Annotated in this window: 20 protein-coding genes; 5 read left to right on the top strand and 15 right to left on the bottom strand. The window is 50.6% G+C overall.

Annotated elements, in window-relative coordinates; translation table 11 throughout:
• Position 1: 1 nt before the first annotated feature.
• The 9 genes from GWC94_RS16010 to GWC94_RS15970 all read right to left on the bottom strand — a co-directional run bounded on the left by GWC94_RS16010 (position 2) and on the right by GWC94_RS15970 (position 12,893).
• On the bottom strand, positions 2–1,141 hold the full coding sequence (locus tag GWC94_RS16010; RefSeq protein ID WP_161836305.1) for a CaiB/BaiF CoA transferase family protein: 1,140 nt from the start codon (positions 1,139–1,141) through the stop codon (positions 2–4).
• Positions 1,138–2,301: an extracellular solute-binding protein gene (locus GWC94_RS16005; RefSeq protein ID WP_161836303.1), complete on the bottom strand. Its 1,164-nt coding sequence runs from the start codon at positions 2,299–2,301 to the stop codon at positions 1,138–1,140. The genes GWC94_RS16010 and GWC94_RS16005 overlap by 4 nt, the downstream gene beginning before the upstream one ends.
• A gap of 2 nt (positions 2,302–2,303) precedes the next feature.
• Entirely contained in the window at positions 2,304–2,747 is a 444-nt protein-coding gene (locus GWC94_RS16000; RefSeq protein WP_161836301.1) for a MaoC family dehydratase, read from the bottom strand.
• Between the two features lie 330 nt (positions 2,748–3,077).
• Positions 3,078–4,778, bottom strand: a complete 1,701-nt coding sequence (locus tag GWC94_RS15995; protein ID WP_161836299.1) for a GMC oxidoreductase — start codon at positions 4,776–4,778, stop codon at positions 3,078–3,080.
• Between the two features lie 250 nt (positions 4,779–5,028).
• Positions 5,029–6,834, bottom strand: a complete 1,806-nt coding sequence (locus tag GWC94_RS15990) for an alkaline phosphatase (RefSeq protein ID WP_161836297.1) — start codon at positions 6,832–6,834, stop codon at positions 5,029–5,031.
• A gap of 214 nt (positions 6,835–7,048) precedes the next feature.
• Entirely contained in the window at positions 7,049–8,737 is a 1,689-nt protein-coding gene (locus GWC94_RS15985) for a RagB/SusD family nutrient uptake outer membrane protein (protein ID WP_161836295.1), read from the bottom strand.
• A 10-nt stretch (positions 8,738–8,747) separates the two neighbouring features.
• The gene (locus GWC94_RS15980; protein WP_161836293.1) at positions 8,748–11,753 is read right to left on the bottom strand and encodes a SusC/RagA family TonB-linked outer membrane protein; all 3,006 of its coding nucleotides are present in this window, start codon (positions 11,751–11,753) and stop codon (positions 8,748–8,750) included.
• Between the two features lie 266 nt (positions 11,754–12,019).
• Entirely contained in the window at positions 12,020–12,631 is a 612-nt protein-coding gene (locus tag GWC94_RS15975; RefSeq protein WP_161836291.1) for a class I SAM-dependent methyltransferase, read from the bottom strand.
• 34 nt (positions 12,632–12,665) lie between these two features.
• The gene (locus GWC94_RS15970) at positions 12,666–12,893 is read right to left on the bottom strand and encodes a hypothetical protein (protein ID WP_161836289.1); all 228 of its coding nucleotides are present in this window, start codon (positions 12,891–12,893) and stop codon (positions 12,666–12,668) included.
• A 118-nt stretch (positions 12,894–13,011) separates the two neighbouring features.
• On the opposite strand from GWC94_RS15970, the gene GWC94_RS15965 reads away from it, so the two are divergent.
• Positions 13,012–14,982, top strand: coding sequence for an alpha-L-arabinofuranosidase C-terminal domain-containing protein (locus GWC94_RS15965; protein ID WP_161836287.1), 1,971 nt, complete (start codon positions 13,012–13,014; stop codon positions 14,980–14,982).
• Between the two features lies 1 nt (position 14,983).
• Here GWC94_RS15965 and rfbD read toward each other — a convergent pair whose 3' ends face one another.
• The 4 genes from rfbD to GWC94_RS15945 are packed head-to-tail and all read right to left on the bottom strand — an operon-like array spanning position 14,984 to position 19,282.
• A complete protein-coding gene (gene rfbD / locus GWC94_RS15960) occupies positions 14,984–15,859 on the bottom strand; it encodes a dTDP-4-dehydrorhamnose reductase (protein ID WP_161836285.1) in 876 nt (291 codons plus the stop codon).
• A 5-nt stretch (positions 15,860–15,864) separates the two neighbouring features.
• Positions 15,865–16,884, bottom strand: coding sequence for a UDP-glucuronic acid decarboxylase family protein (locus tag GWC94_RS15955; protein ID WP_161836283.1), 1,020 nt, complete (start codon positions 16,882–16,884; stop codon positions 15,865–15,867).
• Entirely contained in the window at positions 16,859–18,163 is a 1,305-nt protein-coding gene (locus tag GWC94_RS15950; protein WP_161836281.1) for a UDP-glucose dehydrogenase family protein, read from the bottom strand. The genes GWC94_RS15955 and GWC94_RS15950 overlap by 26 nt, the downstream gene beginning before the upstream one ends.
• Before the next feature lie 3 nt (positions 18,164–18,166).
• Entirely contained in the window at positions 18,167–19,282 is a 1,116-nt protein-coding gene (locus GWC94_RS15945) for a DegT/DnrJ/EryC1/StrS family aminotransferase (RefSeq protein WP_235918593.1), read from the bottom strand.
• Between the two features lie 125 nt (positions 19,283–19,407).
• On the opposite strand from GWC94_RS15945, the gene GWC94_RS15940 reads away from it, so the two are divergent.
• Complete coding sequence (locus tag GWC94_RS15940) at positions 19,408–20,679, top strand: 3-deoxy-D-manno-octulosonic acid transferase (protein ID WP_161836277.1); 1,272 nt, start codon at positions 19,408–19,410, stop codon at positions 20,677–20,679.
• On the opposite strand, the gene GWC94_RS15935 is transcribed toward GWC94_RS15940, so the two are convergent.
• Positions 20,652–21,305 (bottom strand): hypothetical protein, encoded by a 654-nt coding sequence (locus GWC94_RS15935; RefSeq protein ID WP_161836275.1) that lies wholly within the window; start codon positions 21,303–21,305, stop codon positions 20,652–20,654. The genes GWC94_RS15940 and GWC94_RS15935 overlap by 28 nt on opposite strands.
• 82 nt (positions 21,306–21,387) lie before the next feature.
• Between GWC94_RS15935 and GWC94_RS15930 the strand changes: the two genes are divergently transcribed.
• Positions 21,388–21,954, top strand: a complete 567-nt coding sequence (locus GWC94_RS15930) for a thymidine kinase (RefSeq protein WP_161836273.1) — start codon at positions 21,388–21,390, stop codon at positions 21,952–21,954.
• Positions 21,944–22,603 carry a heme exporter protein CcmB gene (locus GWC94_RS15925; RefSeq protein WP_161836271.1) on the top strand — a complete coding sequence of 220 codons (660 nt, stop codon included), beginning with the start codon at positions 21,944–21,946 and terminating at the stop codon, positions 22,601–22,603. Before GWC94_RS15930 ends, GWC94_RS15925 begins: the two co-directional genes overlap by 11 nt.
• A 137-nt stretch (positions 22,604–22,740) precedes the next feature.
• Here the strand turns inward: GWC94_RS15925 and GWC94_RS15920 are convergent, their stop codons facing one another.
• Positions 22,741–23,511, bottom strand: coding sequence for an AMP nucleosidase (locus GWC94_RS15920; protein ID WP_161836269.1), 771 nt, complete (start codon positions 23,509–23,511; stop codon positions 22,741–22,743).
• Positions 23,512–23,594: 83 nt separating this feature from the next.
• Between GWC94_RS15920 and GWC94_RS15915 the strand changes: the two genes are divergently transcribed.
• Positions 23,595–24,041, top strand: coding sequence for a type I restriction enzyme HsdR N-terminal domain-containing protein (locus GWC94_RS15915; protein ID WP_161836267.1), 447 nt, complete (start codon positions 23,595–23,597; stop codon positions 24,039–24,041).
• Positions 24,042–24,058: the final 17 nt, after the last annotated feature.

Below are 24,058 nucleotides of genomic sequence, written 5' to 3'. Positions count from 1 at the left end.
TTTATTTATTCAGTTCCGCCAGCAGGGTTTTGTTTGCATTACCCAATGCCGGTGCCGGTCTGTCGGAGAACAGTCTTTTGCCATTTAACCGTATCGGGCACCGCGTGGTAACGATCTTACCGCCGGGGATGGTCAGTGCCTGTTCCATCTGCAGGCTGCGGTAGGCTTCCTGTGTCATCATGTTTTCCCAGTCCAGCACTTCCATCGCCCATAAGCCGTTCTCGTGTAATCTTTCTATCCAGTAAGCCGATGATTGTTTTACCAGGTGATCGGCCAATACCTGCTTAACGCGGTCGCGTTCCGAAAAAGCGTATTCTTTTGAAGCATCCTGCAATGCGGGACAATCGATGGCTGCAGCCAGTGCCGGTATTTCCATCATGGCCAGTGCAATATGACCGTTTTTTGTCTGGTAGAGCCCATAGGGCGCGTTGAGCAGTGGATGCCCGTTGTTGATATCGCTTCGTTGCGGCTGCTGACCGTTGGCGAAATAAGTGGTAAGCAGTTCGAACTGGAAATCGAGCAGGGATTCCATCAGGCTGATTTCGATCAGCGCACCTGTCTTTGTTTTCTGACGGCGTATCAGCGCGGCGAGAATACCCTGTACCAGCTGGCTGCCGGCAAGGATATCGCCGATGGCAATGCCAAAAGGCACGGGGGCGCTGCTGCCGTTACCGGTAGTATACGCCAACCCGGTGATGGACTGCAGCAAAAGATCCTGCCCCGGCAGATCTTTCCACGGACCTTCTTTGCCGTAACCCGATATCTCGGCATAAATGATCCGCGGGTTGATCGCCTGTACCGCTGCGTATCCCAGTCCTGCCCGGTCCATTACGCCCGGTCGGAAATTATGTATCAGCACATCGGCTTTGCCGATCAGCTGCTTGATGTATCCGAGATCGCCGGCGTTCTTAAGATCGGCGGCGAAGCTTTCCTTATTGCGGTTGATGGTATGGTATAACAGGCTGTCATCATCCACCCAGAGGTTTTTGATCGCCAGTTTGCGGCCGGCATCGCCTACACCGGGTTTTTCTATTTTGATCACCCTTGCGCCGAGATCGGCCAGCCGCAGGGCCGCCGAGGGGCCCGACAAATACTGGCAGAATTCCAGCACAACAATTCCTTCCAATGGCAAATCTGTCATACAGTGGTGATTGATTGTTTGCGCACCAGGCTTTCCCGGTACAGTTCGTTCATCGCATCCAGCGCCGTCTGTGCATCGCCGTCGTCCATCAGGCATTTGCGCAGCGGTGTGCCGGCATGATCCTGGAAATAAAGATAGCCGTCATACCGCGGTCTTGTATACCCGTTATCCATAACCGGTAACACGTTGGTGAAATAATCGTGGGTAAGCCGGTTGGCACCCGCATCCGTCCATGCCGAGCGATGCCCGGGCTGTCCGCCATGCTCCAGGTACAGGGTTTTCTGTACCGGACCCGATACCAGCCAGGCGACAAAATCCACCGCCGCTTTTTTGCTGGCGCAATGGGCCGAAACCGCCAGTCCCGCGCCGCCGATGGTCGTACGCAGGGCCCTGCCGTTCAGTTTCACCACAGCGGTATACCGCAGCAGGTGGCGGGCAAAGCCTGTTCTGCTGTAGTTGGAATACCCATATGCAAAGGGACAATACGCATAGCGGTCTGTTGCCGACATGAGTTCCGCCACCGCAATGGGGTTGCAATGAAACATGTCCCGGTCAACCAATGCATATAGCTGCCGCATGGTCTCGATCGCCTGTATGCCTGTTGTTTTATCGATTACTTCGTCTGCACCGGTAAAAGGCGTGGCGCCACAGGCGATGCAGAAACTATAGAAATTCATCAGCAGGTCGATGGGGATGGCGGGCACGGCCACCAATCCTTTTCGCGCCAGTGCCAATACCTCTTCCCATGTACGGGGTACCTGTTCTTTATGATGCAGTAAAAGATCTTCGCGAAAACTCGCGGCCGGGGTGGCTGCATCTATGGCCAGTGCCCATTGCACCTGGTCGTACTGGTAACTGAGGTGTGAGTTACCAACCGAATGAGTTAGCTGGTCCTGCAGGTAGGCAGGCGTAAGGTATTCATTAAGCGGCAATAGGCAGCCCGTGGCCGCGGCAAGACCTGCCGACGGGTGATCGATGATCAACAGATCGTAGGTTTTGGCCAGCCCGTTAATAGAAACATCGGCAAACTCCTGCAGTGTTCTTTTTTTCCACTGCACGCGTATGCCCGGATGCAGTTCTTCGTATCGCTGCGAAGCCGCCAGCAATGGCGTAAAGCCCCTGCTGTGCCCCCATGTTATACCGTTTAAGACTGCTTCCATGCTTACACGTTCTTCTTGTTCACCAGCAATATGTGTTCACAGACCATGACCAATTCCCTTTCCTGGTTAAAACATTCCACCAGTTCGGTCACCAGTCCGTAGCCGGGTTTTTTATGGTCTTTTTTATCCGTTACCGTTACTGTTACCGTCAGTGTATCTCCTATGAACACCGGTTTGATAAACCGCAGCCGGTCGTATCCATAGGTCATGGAAACTTCGTTCACCATATCGGCGGTAAGACCGATGGCTACGGTAAAGATCAGGGTACCGTGCGCGATTCTTTTCTGAAAAGGCTGGGTACGGCACCAGGCTTCATCCATGTGATGCGGGAAAAAATCGCCGGATTGTCCGGCATGGATCACAATATCCGCTTCGGTGATGGTTCGTCCCCGGGTATGCCGGGTTTCGCGGGATTCAAATTCTTCGAAATATCGTTTTGCAAACATGACAGGCATTCATTATCCGACCTGTATCTGGCTCAGAACGGGCATATTTTACTGCACCCGGATGAGGCCATAAATCGGAACATCAAATTACCGCAAGGCGATCTGCTGTTCAATGTCAGGTTTTACTGTCTTGATGGAAGATATTACTATTCCTATACATATGCCGGCCGGCACATGACAGGTTACGCAGCACACAAAAACCGGTTCCTTCCATCCAAATACTTACATTGGCGCTTATGAATAACCTGAGCGGTGAAAGACTTTTTTTGCATAATGGATACGGTGACCTGGCTGGAGCCCGCGGCAACATCATTCGTTTAATAAAACCGGTTACAGGTTTCCTTTCTTCAGCTCCTTCACCGCATAATCACAGGCCCTTGCCGTGAGTGCCATATAAGTTACGGAGGGATTGGAACAGGAACTCGACGCCATACAGGATCCATCGGTCACAAATACATTGGGTACTTCGTGCATCTGGTTAAATGCATTCAGCACCGAAGTTTTGGGATCCTTACCCATGCGCACCGTACCCATTTCATGATTGGCATTACCGGGTGCAGAAATCGCAGACCTATCAACCACATTCCGGTAACCCAATGAAGTCAGCATCTCAACGGCGGAAGCGGCCATGTCTTTATGCATCTTTTTTTCATTCTCACGGAATGTACAATCAACGGTTACCATTGGCAGGCCCCACGGATCGTTTTTCCGGTTGTTAAGTGTGATACGGTTATCCTGGTAAGGAAGACATTCCCCGTATGCATACAGCTGTATCTTCCACGGACCGGGTTCGCACATCGCATCTTTAAAATCGGCGCCGAGCGGGCTGCCGGGTTCTACGCTGCCACGGCTGGCATTGGCATTCATATGGTACCCGCGCAGGAAATCTGACACATCGCCATTCACGTTCCTGAACTTGGGAATATAAAGCGGGTTCGGTCTGCGGCCGTAATAGTATTTGTCTTCAAATCCTTCCACCGCTGCGGAAACCGCTATGCCTTTGTGGTGATCCATCAGGTTGCGGCCAACCTGGTCGCTGCCATTACCCAAACCATTGGGAAAACGGTGCGAGGTTGAGCGAAGCAGTATCGTTGCGGTTGCCACCGTAGAAGCGTTCAGGAAAATTATTTTCGCAAAGAACTGCTCTGTCTTGCGTGTTTCGGTATCGATGATCTCCACACCGCTGGCCCTGTTATGCTGCTCATCATACAAAACATTTTTGACCATCGCATGCGGGCGCACCGTAAGGTTACCCGTTGCAATGGCAGCCGGCATGGTACTTGCATTGGTGCTGAAATAGGCACCGAACGGACATCCCCTATGACATAAATTTCTTGCCTGGCACTGTGTACGCCCATGCACCGGCTGGGTGATATTGGCAGTACGGCCGATGATCACATGCCGGTTGCTGTATTTCCTCTCCAGCTTCGCCTTGAAATCCTTCTCCACGCAATTCATTTCAAAAGGCGGCTGAAACTCGCCGTCGGGAATGATATCAATCCCGTCTCGGTTACCGCTGATACCGATAAAACGCTCCACATAAGCATACCATGGCGCAATATCGCGGTAACGTATCGGCCAGTCAACACCATGGCCATCCCGCAGGTTGGATTCAAATTCGTAATCGCTCCAGCGATAGCAGGCCCGGCCCCATAAAAGGGATCTTCCGCCAACAATATCGCCGCGCACCCAGTCAAACCGGTTGGTTTCCTCGTAAGGGTTCTGCGCATCGTTGATGTAAAAATGCTTGTTATCCTCGCGGTACGAAAAATGCCTGCTTTGCACGGCATGCTCCTTTTTATCCTCCACCGAAAGCGAATTCCTGTGTTCGAATTCCCAGGGGGCTTTCGCCGCCGTGGGATAAACAGGGTGCTCCACATTCTTTCCGCGTTCCAGCAGCAATACTTTCAATCCTTTTTCGCAAAGTTCCTTTGCAGCCCATCCGCCGCTGATGCCGGATCCGACAACGATCACGTCAAATGTATTCTTGCTCCTTGCTTTTGTATTCAGGTACAGCGTATCTCCGGCCATATCGTTTTTACTTGATGTAGAACCAAATATATTCATTTCCGATTTTCCCCAAACATCATTCGGTAAATTGGCGGCTATTAACGGGCGTATTGCAAAACGAATGGGTAATCCGGTAGCCGGGTCTGGCCGACCGGCACCAAAATACCAGCCACATCCCGGCAGCCGGTGTGGATACATCTGCGGTTTTACCGCCTTACTTTCGGTTTTTCCCGCCCGGAGAATGGGGGGTAGAGACTGACCTTCTTCGACGTTATTTACTTCCCAGCACCTGCAGCAGCTTTCTGAATATCTCGGTATTCTCGTATACACCGTCGAATTTCTGTGAGCCCGGCCCATATGCGTATACCGGCACCGGCACGGCGGTATGGTCTTCCGTTGAGAACTGGCCCGATATAAAACCCCTGGTATAATCACCACCGGTAAGCGTAAGACCGCCTGTTTCGTGGTCACCGGTTACGACCACCAGCGTTTCGCCGTTCTGGTCGGCAAATGCCATGGCCCTGCCAATCAGTTTGTCCAGGTCAAGCAGTTCGGTCACCAGCCAGGGCAACCGGTTCGCATGCCCCCCATGATCCACCTGTGCACCCTCAATCATCAGGAAGAAACCATCCCTGTTGGCAGACAGCAGCTGTACCGACCGGGTAAACGCTTCCTGCAGCCATGCACCGCGTCCTGCAGCCGCAGGTTTTGCGGCAATGCTGTCGGCCACCATCACCGGTGTAGGACTGGTTGCCGGAAGCATCGATAAAGAAGAATAGATTTTCATTTTTGTTAAAAGCCGGTCGTGCAGACTATCGGGCATACCCTGGCAGGCGCCCATAATGATGTCCACCGGCGCTGCATATAGATCGTTCAGGATGGCTGCATAGCTGCTTCGCTCGGACTGGTGTGCATAGAATGCCGCTGGTGTGGCATCGCGCAGATCACCGCTGGTGATCAGACCGGTTTTCTTACGCTGCTTTTTCAGGATGGAAGGCAGCAGCAGCAGCTTCTGACCGGTATGGTCAACGCCCACTGCGCGGTTATTGGTTTTTATACCGGCAGAAAAAGCCGTTGCGCCGGGCGCCGAATCGGTGATATAATTATCGTATGAGCTGGTTTTTGAAAGACCGCTATGGCGCATATTGAATACATTCAGTGCGGCTCTGTTGGCAGTGTATCCTGCATACCACTGCGCCAGCCCGGTGCCATCGCCCACGATCAGTATGATATTTTTTACTTTTTTTTCCGTTCCGTCGTTACGCCATTCGGGCTTGTACAATTCATGCGGCGTTGTATTGGTGAAACTTCTGTCGGGAAGCTGCCGCAGAAATTGACTGATCGCGTCAATATGATCGGTATTGAGATAGTCTACGCCCATATCCATCAAGCCATACCAGCTGTTAAGCATATCCGGAGAATTCCAGAACCGGATCTTTCGGTTGTGCGTATGCGCATCGTTCACCAGTGCCAGGATCGTTTTTCGTTCCTGTTCGGGAATACGTCCCTTGCCATTCCACTTGGTGTACCGGGCAAAATTGGCGCTCAGCAGTCCCACCCTTTTCCATTCCGCATCCGAATAGCTTCTTCCCGGATCGCCGTCAAACAACAGCCACTCCGGCCAGTTATGGTATTGCCCAGGCTGCGGGCGGTTGCCAGACACCACGATCTTCAACGAGGCAGCAGCTGTCAGCGCAGGGTACTGCTGCAGTACCTCCACCAGTTTTTTCAGGGTGGCATCTGTTTCGGTTTTGATATCCACGAGCAACAGCAACTGCTGTTTGCCGTCGGCATATACCGTTCCCCCGTTACGCACCATACAATCATACAGGGGCTGCAGGTAGAGTTGCTGCAGCGTACGTCTTTTCTTTACCTGCACCGTATCATGCGCCACAATGAGTTCTCCTCCATCCAGGAAGATATCCGCTTCAACAGAGCCAAAACCTGCTTTCCAGGCAGCTGTAAAAGGCATGGACTGTTCATAATCGTTGTGCGAATGAACATTGGCCGTAGTATAGTGCTGCGCGGCTGCCTGCAGCAGTCCTATACAGCAAAAAAAAGATACAAGAGATTTCATAAGCTTATTGCTTGGTGATCTTCGCGTATCACCTGGTCTTTGTAATTGATAAATCGCCATCGCCGCAAATGTACCAATACCGGTATAGATAGTTACCATTCCGAAGCCGTTCCCCAAATAACCTGGTGGGTATATCCGGCCGGGCTGGTATGCTCCGGGTAATAGTCACGCCCTGCGAAATAAATATCCGCTGTATATTTTTCTTATCCCCGCATTAATAACCCGGGTTCTGTACCAGGTAACCCGGCAGGTTACTTGCCCCGTCGATGGCCGTCTGCGGTATCGGGAAGATCCTTTTCTGTACATTTTTATCCGACTTTTCTGTCCAGCTGTCTTCGTATTTGTTGAAACGGATCATATCGGTTCTGCGCAGCATTTCCCAGTAAAGTTCAAACCCTCTTTCGCGGTACAACAGGTCAAGGTTCATTGCGGTAAGGGCAGGTGGCGCCGGAGGTCTTGCCGTTCTGGCCGCTCTTACCAGGTTTACATCGGCCAGCGCCGCTGCCGCATCGTTGTTTTTCCGCAGTTTGGCTTCTGCGCGCATCAGGTATATATCGGCCAGCCGCAGAATCACAATATTGGCTTCACCAAAATTTCTTCCGCTCTCCGATTTCTTGCTGAACTCATATTTCTCAACCCGGTACCCGCTCGGATAATTGCTGCCGGCCGTGGTATAGTCAACCTGTTCGGTAAAGATCACCGGCAGTGTGGGCCTGTTGCGGGTATCATGGTACAGGGGGCCCACCTTCATGCTGCCGTCTGCACATTTCAGGAATACACCGTTCCTGCGGATCAGTCCGTATTGCTGACCGCGCAGGATACCGCGGTTGATGCTGAAACTGGCAGCAGGCACGCAGGTATCGTTGCTGTTTGAATAGATCCTGAGGTTCTCCTTGTAAAAACGGGGATCTGTGCCGGGATCCTGCGGAGCATATGCATTGGCCCAGGTTCGGTAGTAATCGGACGTAATGGCAGGACCATCCGTTCCGTTGGCGTTTACATACTGCGGCAAAGGAAACTGATCCCCCGAAAGCGAAAAATAAGCCAGTCTGTTATGCCCGTTCAGATCTGCGCGCTGGTCTACCGCAAAAATGATCTCTTTGCTGGAATCGTTGTTATCATCAAAAAGAGAGAAGAATTCAGACGCAAGCTGGTATTTATTGGTGGCGATGATCTTATTGCAGTATTCGGTCACTTTGTCCATATCCTCACCTGAAAAACTGAACTGGTTTGCATATACATTGCTGTAAACGGCATTGTTGAGATACAGCCTCGCAAGCAGACCCCATACAGCCGGCTTCGACATACGACCGTGCGTTACATCCATTTCCAGGTTGGGCTCCGCTGCCAGCAGTTCCGATTTGATGTATTCAACAGCCTCTTTTCCCCTGATGATCTTTGACACCTCGCTTGGATCGTTCTTCACGAATACGATTCCGAACAGATCGAGCGACAGCAGGCAATAATATGCGCGCATGGCTTTTGCCTCGGCCAGAAAAGTTTTGGAAGACGGATCAGCGTTGGTTGGCAGCGCGTTGATCGCCGTGATCGACCTGGAAAGACCGGTCAGGATCAGGTTCCATGTGTTGCGCTGGTTGGGATCGGTGGTGGTAAAATTATGCGTATGCATCGCGATATAAATACCGTTATCACCCCAGTCGGTACCGCCGCGATACGGCAGGATGGCTTCATCGGTTGAAATTTCCTGCAACGCAAAATAGTTGGTATGCGTAAAAATACCCGGCAGCTGTGCATACACCGGCGCAATAATACCTTCTGCCGCCTGTTTGTCTGTCAGCCCTGTTGCCGATGACTCATCCAGCACTTTCTCCGAAAGCTTTGTGCAGCCTGCCGTAAAAAAAAGTCCTATGCATGCGATCCTTACAAATATTGACTTGTACATGATGTTTGGTTTAAAAGTTTACAGTAAGTCCCGCAAGGAATGTTCTTGCCTTGGGGTAACTCAGGTAATCGATGCCGTATGATGAAATGCCGTTGATGGTTCTGTCCGTATTCACTTCCGGATCATAGCCTTTGTAGGGTGTGATCACGAATAGGTTCTGTCCGGTTACATAAAACCGGATTGCGGATACATACTTTGAAATACCCATCGCTTCGGTATTGAATGTGTAACCCAGCGTAAGGTTATTCAGACGGAGGAACTTACCGTCTTTCAGAAAACGTGATGAAACCGGCGCTGCATTGTTCACTGCTTCATTGGGGTAGGCAATGGCTTCCGCGGTGGTATTCACCCCTTTTGACAACAGCAGTTTGTAAAAACCTGCATTGGCCGTATTGTCGTATAATTTGTTGCCGGACACACCGTTGAAGTTAACGGCAAGATCAAATCCTTTCCAGGCCAGCGTTCCGAAGAAATTATACATGGTTTTCGGAAGTGCCGAACCGAGCGGCAAACGGTCTTTATCATTTACTATACCATCACCGTTCGCATCGCGGTACTGGCTCATGCCTGCAGCGGTAAAACCGGTGAACTCCTGCAGGAAAAAAGTACCGATGGACTGGTTGTTCACATAACCATTGATCGTGGCCGATGTAAGACCCGAACCCGAAGCCGAGCCGGATGAGATCACGCTGTAAGGTGAATTCGTCACCTTATTATCGATAAAGGTTATGTTACCGCCAACAGAATAGGTAAACGCGCCGGCTTTGTCTTTATAGCCCAGTTCCAGCTCCACACCCCTGTTGGTGATCTTCATATTCTCCACATTGGTCCAAACCGTGGTAGCGGGTTGAACCGGATCCGCAGGGATCACTTCCAGCAGGATGTTGTTGGTGACTTTTCTGAAATAATCAACCGTTCCGGAAAGTTTACCCTTGAACAGTTCGAAGTCTAAGCCAAGATCGGTTTGCGCAGATACCTCCCACTGTATATTGGGATTAGCCAATCTTGAATAGGAAGTGCCCGCAGGATAAGCACCCGTTGGGTACAACGGGTAACTGGTGGTTCCGGATACCTGCGATGTAAACAGGGCCTGTGTAATTTTGGAAGGTATTTCCTGGTTACCGGTTTGTCCCCAGCCGGCACGCAGCTTAAGGCTATTCAGGAATGAGTTGGCCATGAAATGCTCCTTGCTGATCACCCATGCCGCCGAGAACGAAGGGAACACGCCATATTTATTGTTCTGACCGAATTTAGACGATCCGTCTGCCCTCACCGTGGCGGTAAACAGGTATTTGTCTTTGAACTGGTAGTTCAGCCTTGAGAAAAAAGACTGCAGTTCGTTGATCAGTGCATAACCTCCAGGCCGGTTGTTCGCCAGCGTCAGGTCCTGTCCCAGTCCGGGGTTGTAGATCGGCTCCACTCCGGAAATGGGAAAATTGTTGATACTGGTACTTCTTCCCTGGATAAATATTTTCTGGTACGAATGCCCCGCCAGCGCCGTATAACGATGGTCGCCTGTGGCACCGGTGTAGGTAATATAGTTTTCGATCAGGTGGTTACGGTTGTAATTGTTGATCGTGGCCAGTCTGCCCAAACGCAAAGGAGTCGTATTCGGCAGCGATTGAAGATCTCTGGTGGAAGTGGCGTTATCGATACCGAAATTGATCCGGTAAACCAATCCCCTTGTGATATTCAGCGAGCCGGTGATACTGCCGAGTAACCGGTTGATGCTGGTAATATCTTTTTCAAGTGCAAGCAGTGTGAGTGGATTGATGCCGTTCTGGAACTGGTAAGGTTTACCATCTGTTCCATAGGCCGGGATGGTGGGATTGGTGGAGATCGCCGTCCCGATCAGGCCACCGATATCGGGTCGTGTATTCACCGTATTGCTTGCGCTGAGGTTTACATCGATCGTTAACCGGTCGTCAAGCAGTTTCTGGGTAATGTTGATCCGTCCGGTATATCGCTTCAGGTCATTTCCCTTCAGGATACCTTGCTGCAGCTGCATACCAAAAGAACCGTAGTAGGTAAGCTTGTTGGCTCCGCCCGATAAGGCAAGGTTGTGGTTTTGCGTAAACGCATTGCGTGTGATCTGGTTCTGCCAATCGGTTGAACCGCCAAAGTCCTGCAGCGTTCCGCCAAGTGCTGTCACCTGTTTCCGGTATTCATCGGTATTGAACACCGGGAGTGCGCGCGCAAGACTGCTCATACCCGCGTTCACCGAATAACTCATCGTATTAAAACCGGTTTTCCCTTTTTTGGTGGTGATCAGTATCACACCGTTGGCGCCTCTTGAACCGTAGATAGCGGTGGCGGAAGCATCTTTCAATACATCGATGGATTCGATATCCTGTGGATTGATAAAACTTAATGGGTTGGTCGCGCCGCCGGCAGAGGCATTGTCGAGTGCAAGCCCGTCAACAACAAACAAAGGCGTGCTGCCGGTACGAACGCCGCCCGGGCCCCGCACCGTAATATTCTGTATTGCACCCGGCTCACCGCTCGCAGACGTAACATTCACACCCGATACCTTGCCCTGTAGCAGTTCTTCGGGCGTATTGATGATTCCTTTATTGAAACCGGCGCTTTGCACGGACTTCACCGCACCCGTTACATCTTTCCTGGCCGTTCTTCCGTACCCTACCACCACCACTTCGCCGGTGATAGCCGAGGTACCGGGCTGTAACCGGATCTCCAGCCGCAAAGGACTCCCGTCATACATATATACCGCCGTGGTACTGTCTGAATAGCCCACATGCGAAAAACTGAACCGGTAATTGCCTTTATCGAGAGCGCTAACGGAAAATTCACCGTTATTACCTGTTTGTGTGGTTCTGCGAAAGGATTGCCCTTCCCTTGTCACCGTTACAGTAACACCCGGCATTTTCTCCGAGCGTTCGTTGCGAACAATACCGCTTACGGCAGAGGTCCTTGTCTGGGAAAACCCGTTGATGAGAATGAACTGGGCAAAAAGAAAAATAGCTGCGGATAGCCTGAAAAGATGGCCTGTCTTCATTGCAGAGTCAATTTTGGTTGGCTGCAAAGTTTCAATCCATGCGGCTTATAAAGCGGCCCGGCGCATTATCTGTTTATTATTGAAATATCATTTTAGTGTTATCAATTTTGAGCGGGTTGTGATGAATCGGAAAGCGGTTTCCCGTTGCATTGTTGCACTGTTTGATAGCTGCATTGTTTCCAGGCTACACGGTCTGATGGTTATGCCCTTGCAGATGGGAAAACAGAAGGCCACCACACCTGCAAACGATAACTCATATCGCCTCACTAAACATTATTCTCTAAAACATATACATGCACCAACTGATCGTCAATATCTTTCTCTTCCTGGTGTACGCAGTAGGGCAGCAGGTCAGCAACAAAAGGTTTTGCAACGACGCGTTGGGGTGTGGTAAGCAGGATGCGTTTGTTTTGTGCAAGGTAATTGGCGACCAGGTGGCCGATAACGGGTAATAGCTCCCTATTGTAGTTCACATCGCTCAGCAGAACCACATCGGGATCGATAGCTGATGGAACGGCATGAATATCGATCAGCTGTGTGACGGTATTGGTGAGCCGGTGGTGCCGAATGGTGGCGTCGACAAAATGCAATGCTTCCGGAAAAAGATCGGAACAGATCACTTTCCCTGCATGAGGCGCCGCCACAATGGATGGCAGTCCTAAACCACCGGCCAGTTCCAGCACGGTTTTATTTTTTACGAAACGGGGATTGGCTGCAATAAACTCCGCAAGGGCCATCGACGAGGGCCATACCCTTGCCCAGAAGGGAAACGCCCCTTTTTGTTTTTCATGTTCCACGCGGATCAGCGTTTCGTCGGGAACAAACAAAGCGGTTTCGTTGAAATACCTGAGCTGCATGCGTTCGGTTGGATCGGTCAATCGCCGCAAATTTAAGTCCGCAGAAAGACCCGCCCTATTTGTTTTTCGGGATATCCTCCCCCCGAAGCGCTTCATTATTCCAGCCCTGCTCGTTTTCATAGTTCGAACCCCTGCCTTTTTGTTCACCCTGCCGGATACTGTCTCTTCCCAGTCCTGCGGATCCCTGTCCGAAATTAGATCCGCCCTGCGTGGCAGAGCCCTGGTGAATCGCTGCACGTGTTGGTTTATTCTCCGTTACGGGTTTTTGTTTTGACTTTTTCATCGCCTTTCTGATCAATAGCCGCAAAACCGTGCCAGTGTCCTGAACCGTTCCAGACGGCAGGACGGCACAGGCTCGGCATGCCGTATTGTTTGCTTATATTCGGCACCTGCTTATCGTTATGAAAAAAACATCGTTATTTTTCCTGCTTGCGCTTTGTGTATCCTATTCCCCGCTGCGCGCGCAAACCATCGTTGTTGATGCGGGCAATATCAGGTCCGCCATTCAACCCACGATGTGGGGCATTTTCTTCGAAGACATCAACCTCGGCGCAGACGGAGGCTTATATCCTGAACTGGTCAAGAACCGGTCTTTTGAATTTGCCACGCCCATGATGGGCTGGCGAACAGGCGGCAACCAGCGGCAGGAAGGTGATTTTCTGGCACTGAATACAAAAACAAAGCAACGCACCGCACGCTTTCTCAGGATACGGGCAAAGAATGCCACTACCGACAAAGACCTCACGCTGGTTAATGAAGGATTCCGCGGAATGGGTGTAAAACAAGCCGCCGTATGTCGTTTTTCGCTCAGTTATCGTTCACCAAAAGGCGGGATCAGGATACATGCGCGACTGGTGGATACCGCTAACCGCACCCTTGGCGAAACGGTTATCGACACAAAACCTACCGGCAATACCTGGAGATCCGCCGGGGCAACGCTGGTACCTGCGGAAACAAATGCCAAAGCAAAATTACTGCTCTGGTTCGAAGGCAGCGGCCTGCTGGATATCGATAACCTGTCGCTTTTCCCATCCGATACCTGGAAGAACAGACCGGGCGGATTACGTTCCGATATGGTGCAGATGCTGGCCGATCTCAAACCCGGTTTTATCCGTTTTCCCGGGGGATGTATTGTAGAAGGCCGTGATCTCGCCACGCGGTACCAATGGAAAAAAACGATCGGTGCACCCGAAGACAGGGAACTCATCATCAATCGGTGGAATACAGAATTCGCGAACCGGTCCACGCCCGATTATTTCCAGAGTTTCGGGCTGGGATTCTATGAATATTTTTTACTGGCAGAAGATATCGGCGCTTCGCCCTTACCCATACTCAACTGCGGCATGGCCTGCCAGTTCAATACCGCGGAACTGGTGCCCCTGGAGGAACTTGGCCCCTATGTGCAGGATGCCCTGGACCTGGTAGAGTTTGCCAACGGCGATACCGCCACGCACTGGGGAAAAATACGCGCAAAACTGGGTCATCCTGCTCCCTTTAACCTGAAGATGATGGGTATTGGAAATGAAAACTGGGGTCCGCAATACCTGGAGCGGCTGGCAGTGTTCACCAATGCGATCAAAAAGAAATATCCCAATATCCGCATCGTGAACAGCTCGGGCACCGACCCAGATGGTGCGCGTTTTGATTTACTGAATACGGCGTTACGCAAGAACAAGGCCGATATTATCGACGAGCATTATTACCGGAACCCAGAATGGTTTTTGCAGCAGGCAGGCAGGTATGATCAGTATGACCGCAACAGTTCCAAAATATTTGCCGGTGAGTATGCGGCGCATCCAAGGGTTCCCAACGGACCGCAAAAAAATAACTGGCAGGGAGCACTGGCAGAAGCCGCTTTTATGACGGGTCTTGAGCGAAACGCCGACGTAGTGCATATGGCTTCCTATGCTCCCCTGTTTGCGCATGCGGAAGGATGGCAGTGGACACCCGATCTCATCTGGGTGGACAACCTGCGTGCATACGGATCGCCGGGTTATTATGTGCAGCAACTGTTCTCTGCCAACAAAGGCACGCATACCGTAAGCATATTGCAAAACGGGCAGCCTGTTGCCGGCAAAGACAGTGTCTATGCCAGCGCGTGCATCGATAAAGCAAAGAACGAACTGGTGATCAAGATGGTCAATGCATCCGGCATACCCAAAAACGAACAGCTGCAGCTGAAAGGATTTACCGTACCGCCAACGGCAATGGCTACCTTATTGAAAAGTGATGAGTTGACAGCTGGTAATACATTCGACAATCCCAAAAAAATTGCACCTGTCACCAAAACCCTGGCATTGCCCAACGGCGATCGCATGGCAGTTGCGCTGGAGCCTTATTCCGTGAATATGTTTACCATCAAAATGAAATAAATCAGCGGGTAAGCAACTGCAGACAGGCATGCAGGCTTTCTTCCCATTCGGGTATAGCTATATGGTATTGCCGCTCAATCGCGGAAGTATCCATAACAGAGTAGGCAGGTCTTTTTGCAGGCGTTGGATAAGCAGAACCGGGTATGGGTTTTACCTGGCAATGATACCCGGCGATGTCCCGGATCCTGGAAGCAAAATCATACCAGGTGATCACTCCTTTGTTGCTGTAATGATAGGTGCCAAAAGCCCGACCCTTGTTTTGGATCGCAACAATGATCTGCATGATCGCCGCGGCAAGATCGGCCGCATAGGTCGGCGATCCCGTTTGATCTGCCACCACCGAGATCTCGTCGCGCTCCTTCATCAGCCGCAGCATGGTCTTTACAAAATTATTACCGAAGGCGCTGTACACCCAGGAAGTTCGTATTACAACGGAACGCGGGTTATTTTCCTGCGCAAGCTTTTCCCCTATCCATTTTGTGTAGCCGTAATAATTAACGGGGTCTGTTGCGCCATCTGTTTGATAAGGTGCGGTGCCCTGCCCGTTAAACACATAATCGGTAGACAAATGAATCAGCACGCAGTCGTTCTGCGCGCAATGCCTGGCAATCTCGCCTACCGCCTCTGCATTGATGCGATAAGCGGCGACCTGGTCGGATTCGGCTTTGTCAACCGCCGTATAGGCGGCGCAATTGATAAAATACGCCGGGACATACCTGTCAAAAAAAACATTGATGGACTCTGCTGTGCCAAGATCAAATGATTGTCTGTCGAGAAAAACAAAATCAAACACCCCTGCAAATGCCTGGTGCAGCGCCTGTAATTCCCTACCCAGCTGTCCGTTACTGCCGCTTACCGCAACAAGAGGTATCGCCATGCGATTTAGTTTTTTCTGGAAACGAATTCTTTCGGCTGCTTCGACCATTCCGCTTTGGGTAATGATTTGAAATAGTCGTAGGTACGCTTAAGCCCTTCCGCGCGATCGATCGTTGGCGCCCAGCCAAGCAGCTGTTTTGCCTTGGTGATATCGGGACGGCGCTGTTTGGGATCGTCCACGGGCAACGGCTTGTGCACGATCTTCACCGAAGCACCTGTCAGTTTCAGTATCTCTTCCGCAAATTCGAGCAAACTGATTTCGTTGGGGTTGCCGATGTTTACCGGCATGGCATAATCACTCAACAGCAACCGGAAGATACCTTCAACCAGATCGTCTACGTAACAGAACGAACGCGTCTGCGATCCATCGCCGAATACGGTCAGGTCTTCCCCGCGCAACGCCTGGCCGATGAATGCCGGTAATGCCCGGCCGTCGTTCAAACGCATACGCGGACCATAGGTATTGAATATGCGTATGATCCTTGTTTCAACCTGGTGAAAAGTATGGTAAGCCATGGTGATGGATTCCATAAAACGTTTGGCTTCGTCGTATACGCCGCGGGGGCCAACAGGGTTTACGTTTCCCCAGTATTCTTCCGTTTGCGGGTGTACCAGCGGATCACCATATACTTCACTTGTGGAAGCCACCAGAATACGTGCTTTTTTGTCTTTTGCCAGCCCCAGGCAATTGTGTGTGCCATGTGCGCCCACTTTCAGTGTCTGTATGGGTATTTTCAGGTAGTCTATCGGACTGGCGGGCGAGGCAAAATGAAGGATATAGTCGAGTTCGCCGGGTATATGGATGAACCGGGTCACGTCGTGGTGATAAAACTCAAATTCGGGCCGCTTCATCAGGTGTTCGATATTACGCATATCGCCGGTGATCAGGTTATCCATACCGATCACCGAACAGCCTTCTTTGATAAAGCGGTCACACAGATGCGATCCCAGGAACCCTGCGGCGCCTGTTACCAGTACCCTTTTGCCTTTTATATCAGGCCTATTGTAGTCTGCCGATGCTTTCATAATGGTATCCGAGTTCGGTGATGTATTTCACGTCGAAGAGATTGCGTCCGTCGAAAATGACTTTATTTTTCAGCCGTGCCCCGATCATTTCGAAGTCGGGCGTACGGAATTCGCTCCATTCCGTGGCAATGATCAATGCATCCGCATTTTCCAGCGCTTCGTACTGGCTGGATGCATAACCGATCTGATCGCCGATGGCTCTCTGTACATTCGCCATCGCTTCGGGGTCGAATGCCATCACCGTTGCACCGGCTTCCGTTAATGCATTTATCAGGTACAGGGCCGGGGCTTCGCGTATATCGTCTGTGTTGGGTTTGAAAGCCAGTCCCCATAAAGCAAATTTCCTGCCTTTGATATCACCGTTAAAAAACGTTTTGATCTTTGGCACCAGGTGCAGTTTCTGCGCGTCGTTTACGGATTCAACGGCTTTGAGTATTTTAAAATCGTAGTCCGCCTCTTCCGCCGACATGATCAATGCCTGCACATCTTTGGGAAAACAGCTTCCGCCGTAGCCGATGCCGGGAAAAAGAAATCTTTTGCCGATACGGTCATCGCTGCCGATCCCTCTGCGCACCATATCCACATCTGCCCCAAGTCGCTCGCATAGCTGCGCAATTTCGTTCATAAAAGATATCTTGGTAGCAAGAAACGAATTGGCTGCATATTTCGTGAGCTCCGCCGATCGTTCGTCCATAAAGATCACGGGGTTGCCCTGGCGCACAAAAGGTGCATACAGATCGCTCATCACTTTCTTGGCTCTTTCCGAACCCGTACCAATAACCACCCTGTCGGGTTTCATGAAATCGTCCACTGCCACGCCCTCCCGTAAAAATTCGGGGTTGCTTACCACATCAAACGCTCCTTTATAATTGGCTGCAACAGCCGCTTTTACCTTATCAGCCGTGCCTACGGGAACGGTGCTTTTGTCAACGATAACTTTATAATCAGTGAGTATCTTACCGAGATGATCCGCTACGCCCAAGACATACTTCAGATCAGCCGCGCCACCCTCCCCCGGAGGTGTTGGAAGCGCAAGAAAAATCACTGCCGCGTCTTTGATGCCCTCTGCCAGATCGGTGGTGAAGGTCAGTCTTCCCTCCTTCAGGTTGCGCAGGAATATTTTCTCCAGGCCTGGCTCAAAGATGGTGATCTCGCCATCGGAGAGCTTGGAAACTTTGGTAACATCTATATCTACACAAACCACTTTATTGCCTGTTTCGGCGAAACAGGTGCCGGTAACAAGTCCAACATACCCTGTTCCAATAACAGCTATTCTCATAAGTTATTTGTTGATAAAGTTGATGACATGGTCAGTAATATACAACAACTGCTCTTCGTCCATTTCCGTATGTACGGGCAGCGAGAGCACACGGTCTGTAAGCCAGTCGGTGGTTGCCAGCCGGTATTCGGGCAGCCCGAATGAAGCAAACATCTCCTGCCTGTGGCCCGGTACCGGGTAATAGATCACCGAAGGTATTTTATGCGTGAACAGGTGATTGATGAGTTCGTCCCTGTCTATATCCTCCAGCAAAAGCGTGTATTGATGGTATACATGGTCGCTGCAGGGAGCGACATAGGGAACCGTCAGTTGTTTAACCGCTGCAAAAGCCTGGTTATAATAGTCAGCTGCTTTTTTGCGGGCGGAATTGTATTCATCCAGTTTTGTCAGTTTGATATTGAGCACCGCCGCCTGAACTGAATCGAGGCGGGAATTGCAGCCCACCAGATCATGGTAGTATCTTTTCTGCTGTCCATGGTTTGCGATCATTTTCAGTTTTCCCGCCAGCACATCGTTGTTGGTGAAGATCGCACCCCCATCGCCATAGGCGCCCAGGTTCTTGCTGGGGTAAAACGAAGTTGTTCCGATCGTTCCCATGGTGCCGGTTTTCTTCTTCGTTCCGTTGCTGAAAGTATACTCGCAGCCGATCGCCTGGGCATTGTCTTCTACTACGGGAATACCGTATTCGCCGGCTATTGCCAGAATCGGCTCCATCGGTGCAGACTGTCCATATAAATGAACCGGAACGATCGCACGGGTCTTTGGCGTGATCGCCTTGCGCAGCGACTCGGGATCCATACAAAAAGTCCTGGGATCCACTTCAACAAACACCGGTTTTAAACGAAGCAATGCCACTACCTCCGTGGTAGCGATATAGGTGAAAGAAGGTGTGATCACCTCATCGCCCGGCTGCAGATCCAGCGCCATCAGCGCAATCTGCAAGGCATCTGTTCCGTTGGCACAGGGTATCACATGTTTCACACCCAGGTAAGCCGCAAGACTGCCGGCAAAATCCTGTACCTCCCTGCCATTGATATAGGCCGCACTGTCCAGCACCCCGTGTATCGCCTGGTCTATCTCTGTTTTGATCTTAAGGTACTGCGATTTGGTATCTACCATCTGAATTGGCCTCATCTTGCTGCTTCTTTAAGGCGTAAAAGTAACGCAAAAACCCTTAAAACACCCGGCGCGGCGGAAGAGCTGCACACGCGGCATTTTTTGTTTCTTTGTGATACAATCCGCTTATGCTCAGCTACCGAATTTTTATATGGTTATACCCGAAAGCCGTTGCACTGGCCGCGTTTTTCAATCCCAAAGCCAAACAATGGATCAGGGGGCGCGAAGGAATTTTTGAACGGATACAGGACGAACTTCGCAACTGCAACTTGCCAAAAATATGGATGCATACGGCTTCATTGGGAGAGTTTGAACAGGGTTTACCGGTTCTGGAACAATTAAGGAACAGTTATCCCGACCATAAGATCGTTCTCAGTTTTTTCTCTCCTTCGGGATATGAGATCCGGAAAAACCACCCTGCGGCGGATCATGTGTTTTATCTGCCCATGGATTCCCCCCCTAATGCCAGAAAATTCCTTGACCTCGTAAATCCGCGGCTGGTGCTTTTTGTCAAATACGAATTCTGGTATTACTACCTGAACGAGACACATCAACGGGGTATCCCCCTGTTACTGGTTTCGGGTATCTTCAGAAAAAAACAGGCTTTCTTCCGATGGTATGGCAGCACCTACCGCAAAATGCTCTCTTTTTTTTCTGTTCTTTTCGTACAGAACAGGTCTTCGGCCGAGTTGCTCGCTGCCATCGGGCTGGGCAAGAAAACGGTGCTGGCAGGAGATACCAGGTTTGACCGGGTATTGAAAATAGCGGGCACTTTCCAGGGTATTCCGGCTATTGAACATTTCTGCGCAGACAAACCCGTTATCGTTGCCGGCAGCAACTGGACCGATGACGACGAAGAACTGGATCATTTTGCCAATACCCGTCAGGATATCCGCTTCATCATTGCCCCCCACGATATTGGAGAAGACAGGTTAAAAGAATGCGAAAAACTCTATCGACATACCGTACGATACACCGTCTACGCCCAGATGCTGCAGGATGGAACCCTTAGCGCTGCCAGGCAGAACGCCAATGTACTGATCATCGATAACATGGGCATGCTCAGCAGGCTGTACCATTACGCCACCATTGCATATGTAGGGGGCGGTTTCGGAGAGGAGGGCATACATAATATACTTGAGCCGGCCGTGTTCGGCAAACCTGTCGTGTTCGGTCCCGTTTACGATAAATATTTCGAAGCGGAAGAAATGCTGGCGGAAAACGGTGCAGTAACGGTAAGTGATGCACTGCAGCTGGAATCGGTGATGGCCTCCCTGCTGGATAACCCCGATAAACTGCAGCGAACCGGGCTGGCCGCAGGCAGTTATGTAAAAAGCAGGGCTGGCGCCACCAAAAGAATCATCGGGTACATTCAGGCAAACCGCCTCCTGATCAACTGATCGAACAACCGCACCGTTTCGCTGTTATCGGGCCAGCTCAGTTTTATTTTCAGCTCGCGCTGGATCCAGTATTGCGCTTCGGGATAGATATTGAAAGCATTGATCGTTTTGATGCTTCTTTCATACACACTCTCGTCTCCCCTGAACAGGTCGTTAAGGAACAGGTACCGGTCGTTGATCCCGATCGCCTTTTTAAGATCCCTGACAGGCGAATCCTGCAGCGCGCTCATCACTTCTTTTCTCTCTTCCCTGAACCGCTCGTTAAGACTTTCCGATTCCACCGCGAGTAAATGATTCACTTCTTTCAGCACTACCTGCACGGTTTCCCTGATCTCGGGCGCCGCTTCCGTTACGGTCTGATGCGCCAGTGTCGGAATTTCGGCATGCTGCGTGTCAAACATCCACGGCGTAACAGCTTCTGTTTTCACCGGCGGGGTTTCCTCCGTCTCACGGTGTGCAACCACCTGCGGCATCACCACCGACACTTTCCGGGTAACCATACCGGTATCTTTTTTTTGCTGCAGTTCTGCCAGCAATAACTGGGCAGTCATGGCGAGGCTGGCGGTATCGGCATGCCCATCAAACTGTTCTTTCAGTTTATTGATCAACGTACCCACTCTTTCCATCGGATGTAATACATTTGAGGTTGACAATAAAAGGACTTATTAAAGTTACTAAACGTTTTTTTGGACATTTTAGTATTAACAGATGTTTATAGAGCCCCATATTACCGGTGAAAAGCGTGGCTGGATCGAGGTTATCTGCGGAAGCATGTTCAGCGGCAAGACCGAAGAACTGATACGCAGGCTGAAAAGAGCCAAGATCGCGAACCTGAAAACCGAGATTTTCAAGCCCTCGATAGATATACGGTATGATGAGACCCAGGTGGTAAGTCATGACGCCAATTCCATACAATCAACGCCTATCGATAATTCACAGACCATACTGCTGATGGCCGAAGGGGTGAATGTGGTGGGCATAGATGAAGCACAGTTCTTCGATGCCGAGATCGTACATGTGTGCGAAACGCTTGCTTTAAGAGGTACCAGGGTCATAGTTGCAGGACTTGATATGGATTATTTAGGTAAGCCGTTTGGCCAGATGCCAAACCTGCTTTCCATTGCCGACTACATTACCAAACTGCATGCCATTTGTGTGCGTTGTGGAAATATTGCGAATGTTTCTTTCCGGAAAACCGACCAAACCGGCCAGGTATTGCTGGGCGAAAAAGAAACCTACGAACCCCGCTGCCGTAAATGCGCCCATGAAAACTAAGAACCGCATACTGGCCCTGGTACAAAAAGACCTGCTGCTCGAAACCCGGCAGCAGTACACTTTATATGGCATATTGCTGTACATAGCATCCACCACTTTTGTGGTATACCTGGCCATGGGCGAACCGGATGAAAAAGTATGGAACGCCCTGTTCTGGGTGATTCAGCTGTTTGTTTGCGTAAATGCCGTGGCCAAAAGTTTTCTTGCCGAGAACCGCGGCCGCATGCTCTATTTCTATTCTATTACCAGCGCCCGCGATTTTGTGATCGCCAAGCTTGTCTTCAATATGCTTCTGATGATCGTGATGAGCCTGTTAAGTCTGCTGCTCTTCACCATCTTTCTCGGCAACCCGCTGGAAAATGCCTGGCGCTTTCTTTTTGTAACCTGTCTTGGCGGACTTAGCCTCAGCCTGGTCTTTACGTTTCTTGCCGCCATCGCCGGCAAAGCACAGCAATCCTCGGCGCTGGTGGCCATTATGGGCTTTCCGATCATCATACCGCAACTGCTTCTCCTGATGAAGATATCCGGCAGTTCCTTCTCCGCCGTTATCCAGTCTGGCTGGTGGCAGATGGTATGCCTGCTTGCAGGTCTCGACGTGCTGGTGGTTACCCTCGCAATTATTCTGTTCCCTTTTTTGTGGAAGGACTAGGGTAATTTGAGAATTTGAAAATGGAAGAGGATGGTTATCTGGTTAAATGGTTACATTGTTCTATTGCCAGTAGGCAATACAGCCATTCAACAATACAACCATTTGTCATTGACCTCTGTTTTCAAATTCTCAAATTATTAAAACCGCAAATGCCTTACTGTCTGCCCTTTGTTGATCAGTTGCTTGAGTGAGTCGATGCCGATTTTGAGATGGTTTTCAACGTATTGGGCGGTTACTTTTTTGTCGCTCTCCTCTGTTTTCACCCCATCGGGGATCATGGGCTGGTCGCTCACCAGCAGCAGGGCACCGGTGGGAATTTTGTTGAAGAAACCCACCATAAAGATCGTAGCGGTTTCCATATCGATCGCGTAAGCCCTTACCCGGGTCAGGTATTCCTTGAAAGCTTCATCGTGCTCCCATACGCGGCGGTTGGTGGTATACACCGTTCCGGTCCAGTAATCCACTTTATAGTCGCGTATCGTTGTGGAGATCGCTTTCTGCAGTGCAAATGCGGGCATCGCAGGCACTTCGGGCGGAAAATAGTCGTTGGACGTACCTTCTCCCCTGATAGCGGCAATGGGTAATATCAGATCGCCGATCTTATTTCTTTTCTTTAACCCCCCGCATTTACCCAGGAACAATACAGCTTCAGGTTCTATGGCAGTGAGCAGGTCCATCACCGTAGCGGCGCCCGGGCTGCCCATACCGAAATTGATAATCGTAATACCATCCGCAGTAGCGCATTGCATGGGCCTGTCGGCGCCTACGATCTCCACATTATGCCACTCTGCAAACATGGTCACATAGTTGCTGAAATTGGTGAGCAGGACATACTTCCCGAAATTCTCGATCTTTTCCCCCGTATAACGCGGCAGCCAGTTATTAACGATCTCTTCTTTTGTCTTCATACGCTGAATTTGATAGACACCAACCGGTATCTTTGAAAAAATGAATTGGCTAACATACAAAAAATCGCAGCCATAAACAAACGATGGTCCGTATCAGCTACCCTACGCAGGATTTCCGCATCCGGGAAAAGGATGATAAAGAGCAGATCTTTGATGCCTTCCGGAAACAATGGGTACGCCTAACACCCGAAGAATGGGTACGGCAAAACATATTGCAATACCTGGTGCAGACGCGGCAATACCCTGCCTCGCTGATCGCGATAGAAAAAGAAATAGCGCTCGGCGATCTCAGAAAACGTTTCGATATCCTTGTCTACCACCGGAATACCCCCTGGATGGTGATCGAATGCAAGGAAATGAGCGTACCCATCACCGAATCCGTGCTCAGACAGGCGCTGCATTACAACATCAGCCTGCAGACAAAATACCTCGTCATTACCAATGGCGTGGAAGTATTTGTGTTCAGCCTGAAAGAAGGCAAAGCGGAAATGGAAGAAGAATTTCCGGGATACCCGGAGATGGCTGAATAATAAACAGAGAAACAAGG

Source organism: Sediminibacterium soli, from assembly GCF_009939225.1.
In the GTDB taxonomy this organism is placed as follows: Bacteria; Bacteroidota; Bacteroidia; order Chitinophagales; family Chitinophagaceae; genus Sediminibacterium; species Sediminibacterium soli.
This window is presented reverse-complemented; position numbering and strand designations above follow the sequence as displayed.

What these genes read in the sequence shown, in the direction of transcription:
- GWC94_RS16010 (WP_161836305.1), bottom strand. Translation starts at nt 1,141, where the DNA reads ATGACAGATTTGCCATTGGAAGGAATTGTTGTGCTGGAATTCTGCCAG.
- GWC94_RS16005 (WP_161836303.1), bottom strand. Translation starts at nt 2,301, where the DNA reads ATGGAAGCAGTCTTAAACGGTATAACATGGGGGCACAGCAGGGGCTTT.
- GWC94_RS16000 (WP_161836301.1), bottom strand. Translation starts at nt 2,747, where the DNA reads ATGTTTGCAAAACGATATTTCGAAGAATTTGAATCCCGCGAAACCCGG.
- GWC94_RS15995 (WP_161836299.1), bottom strand. Translation starts at nt 4,778, where the DNA reads ATGGCCGGAGATACGCTGTACCTGAATACAAAAGCAAGGAGCAAGAAT.
- GWC94_RS15990 (WP_161836297.1), bottom strand. Translation starts at nt 6,834, where the DNA reads ATGAAATCTCTTGTATCTTTTTTTTGCTGTATAGGACTGCTGCAGGCA.
- GWC94_RS15985 (WP_161836295.1), bottom strand. Translation starts at nt 8,737, where the DNA reads ATGTACAAGTCAATATTTGTAAGGATCGCATGCATAGGACTTTTTTTT.
- GWC94_RS15980 (WP_161836293.1), bottom strand. Translation starts at nt 11,753, where the DNA reads ATGAAGACAGGCCATCTTTTCAGGCTATCCGCAGCTATTTTTCTTTTT.
- GWC94_RS15970 (WP_161836289.1), bottom strand. Translation starts at nt 12,893, where the DNA reads ATGAAAAAGTCAAAACAAAAACCCGTAACGGAGAATAAACCAACACGT.
- GWC94_RS15965 (WP_161836287.1), top strand. Translation starts at nt 13,012, where the DNA reads ATGAAAAAAACATCGTTATTTTTCCTGCTTGCGCTTTGTGTATCCTAT.
- rfbD (WP_161836285.1), bottom strand. Translation starts at nt 15,859, where the DNA reads ATGGCGATACCTCTTGTTGCGGTAAGCGGCAGTAACGGACAGCTGGGT.
- GWC94_RS15955 (WP_161836283.1), bottom strand. Translation starts at nt 16,884, where the DNA reads ATGAAAGCATCGGCAGACTACAATAGGCCTGATATAAAAGGCAAAAGG.
- GWC94_RS15950 (WP_161836281.1), bottom strand. Translation starts at nt 18,163, where the DNA reads ATGAGAATAGCTGTTATTGGAACAGGGTATGTTGGACTTGTTACCGGC.
- GWC94_RS15945 (WP_235918593.1), bottom strand. Translation starts at nt 19,282, where the DNA reads ATGGTAGATACCAAATCGCAGTACCTTAAGATCAAAACAGAGATAGAC.
- GWC94_RS15940 (WP_161836277.1), top strand. Translation starts at nt 19,408, where the DNA reads ATGCTCAGCTACCGAATTTTTATATGGTTATACCCGAAAGCCGTTGCA.
- GWC94_RS15935 (WP_161836275.1), bottom strand. Translation starts at nt 21,305, where the DNA reads ATGGAAAGAGTGGGTACGTTGATCAATAAACTGAAAGAACAGTTTGAT.
- GWC94_RS15930 (WP_161836273.1), top strand. Translation starts at nt 21,388, where the DNA reads ATGTTTATAGAGCCCCATATTACCGGTGAAAAGCGTGGCTGGATCGAG.
- GWC94_RS15925 (WP_161836271.1), top strand. Translation starts at nt 21,944, where the DNA reads ATGAAAACTAAGAACCGCATACTGGCCCTGGTACAAAAAGACCTGCTG.
- GWC94_RS15920 (WP_161836269.1), bottom strand. Translation starts at nt 23,511, where the DNA reads ATGAAGACAAAAGAAGAGATCGTTAATAACTGGCTGCCGCGTTATACG.
- GWC94_RS15915 (WP_161836267.1), top strand. Translation starts at nt 23,595, where the DNA reads ATGGTCCGTATCAGCTACCCTACGCAGGATTTCCGCATCCGGGAAAAG.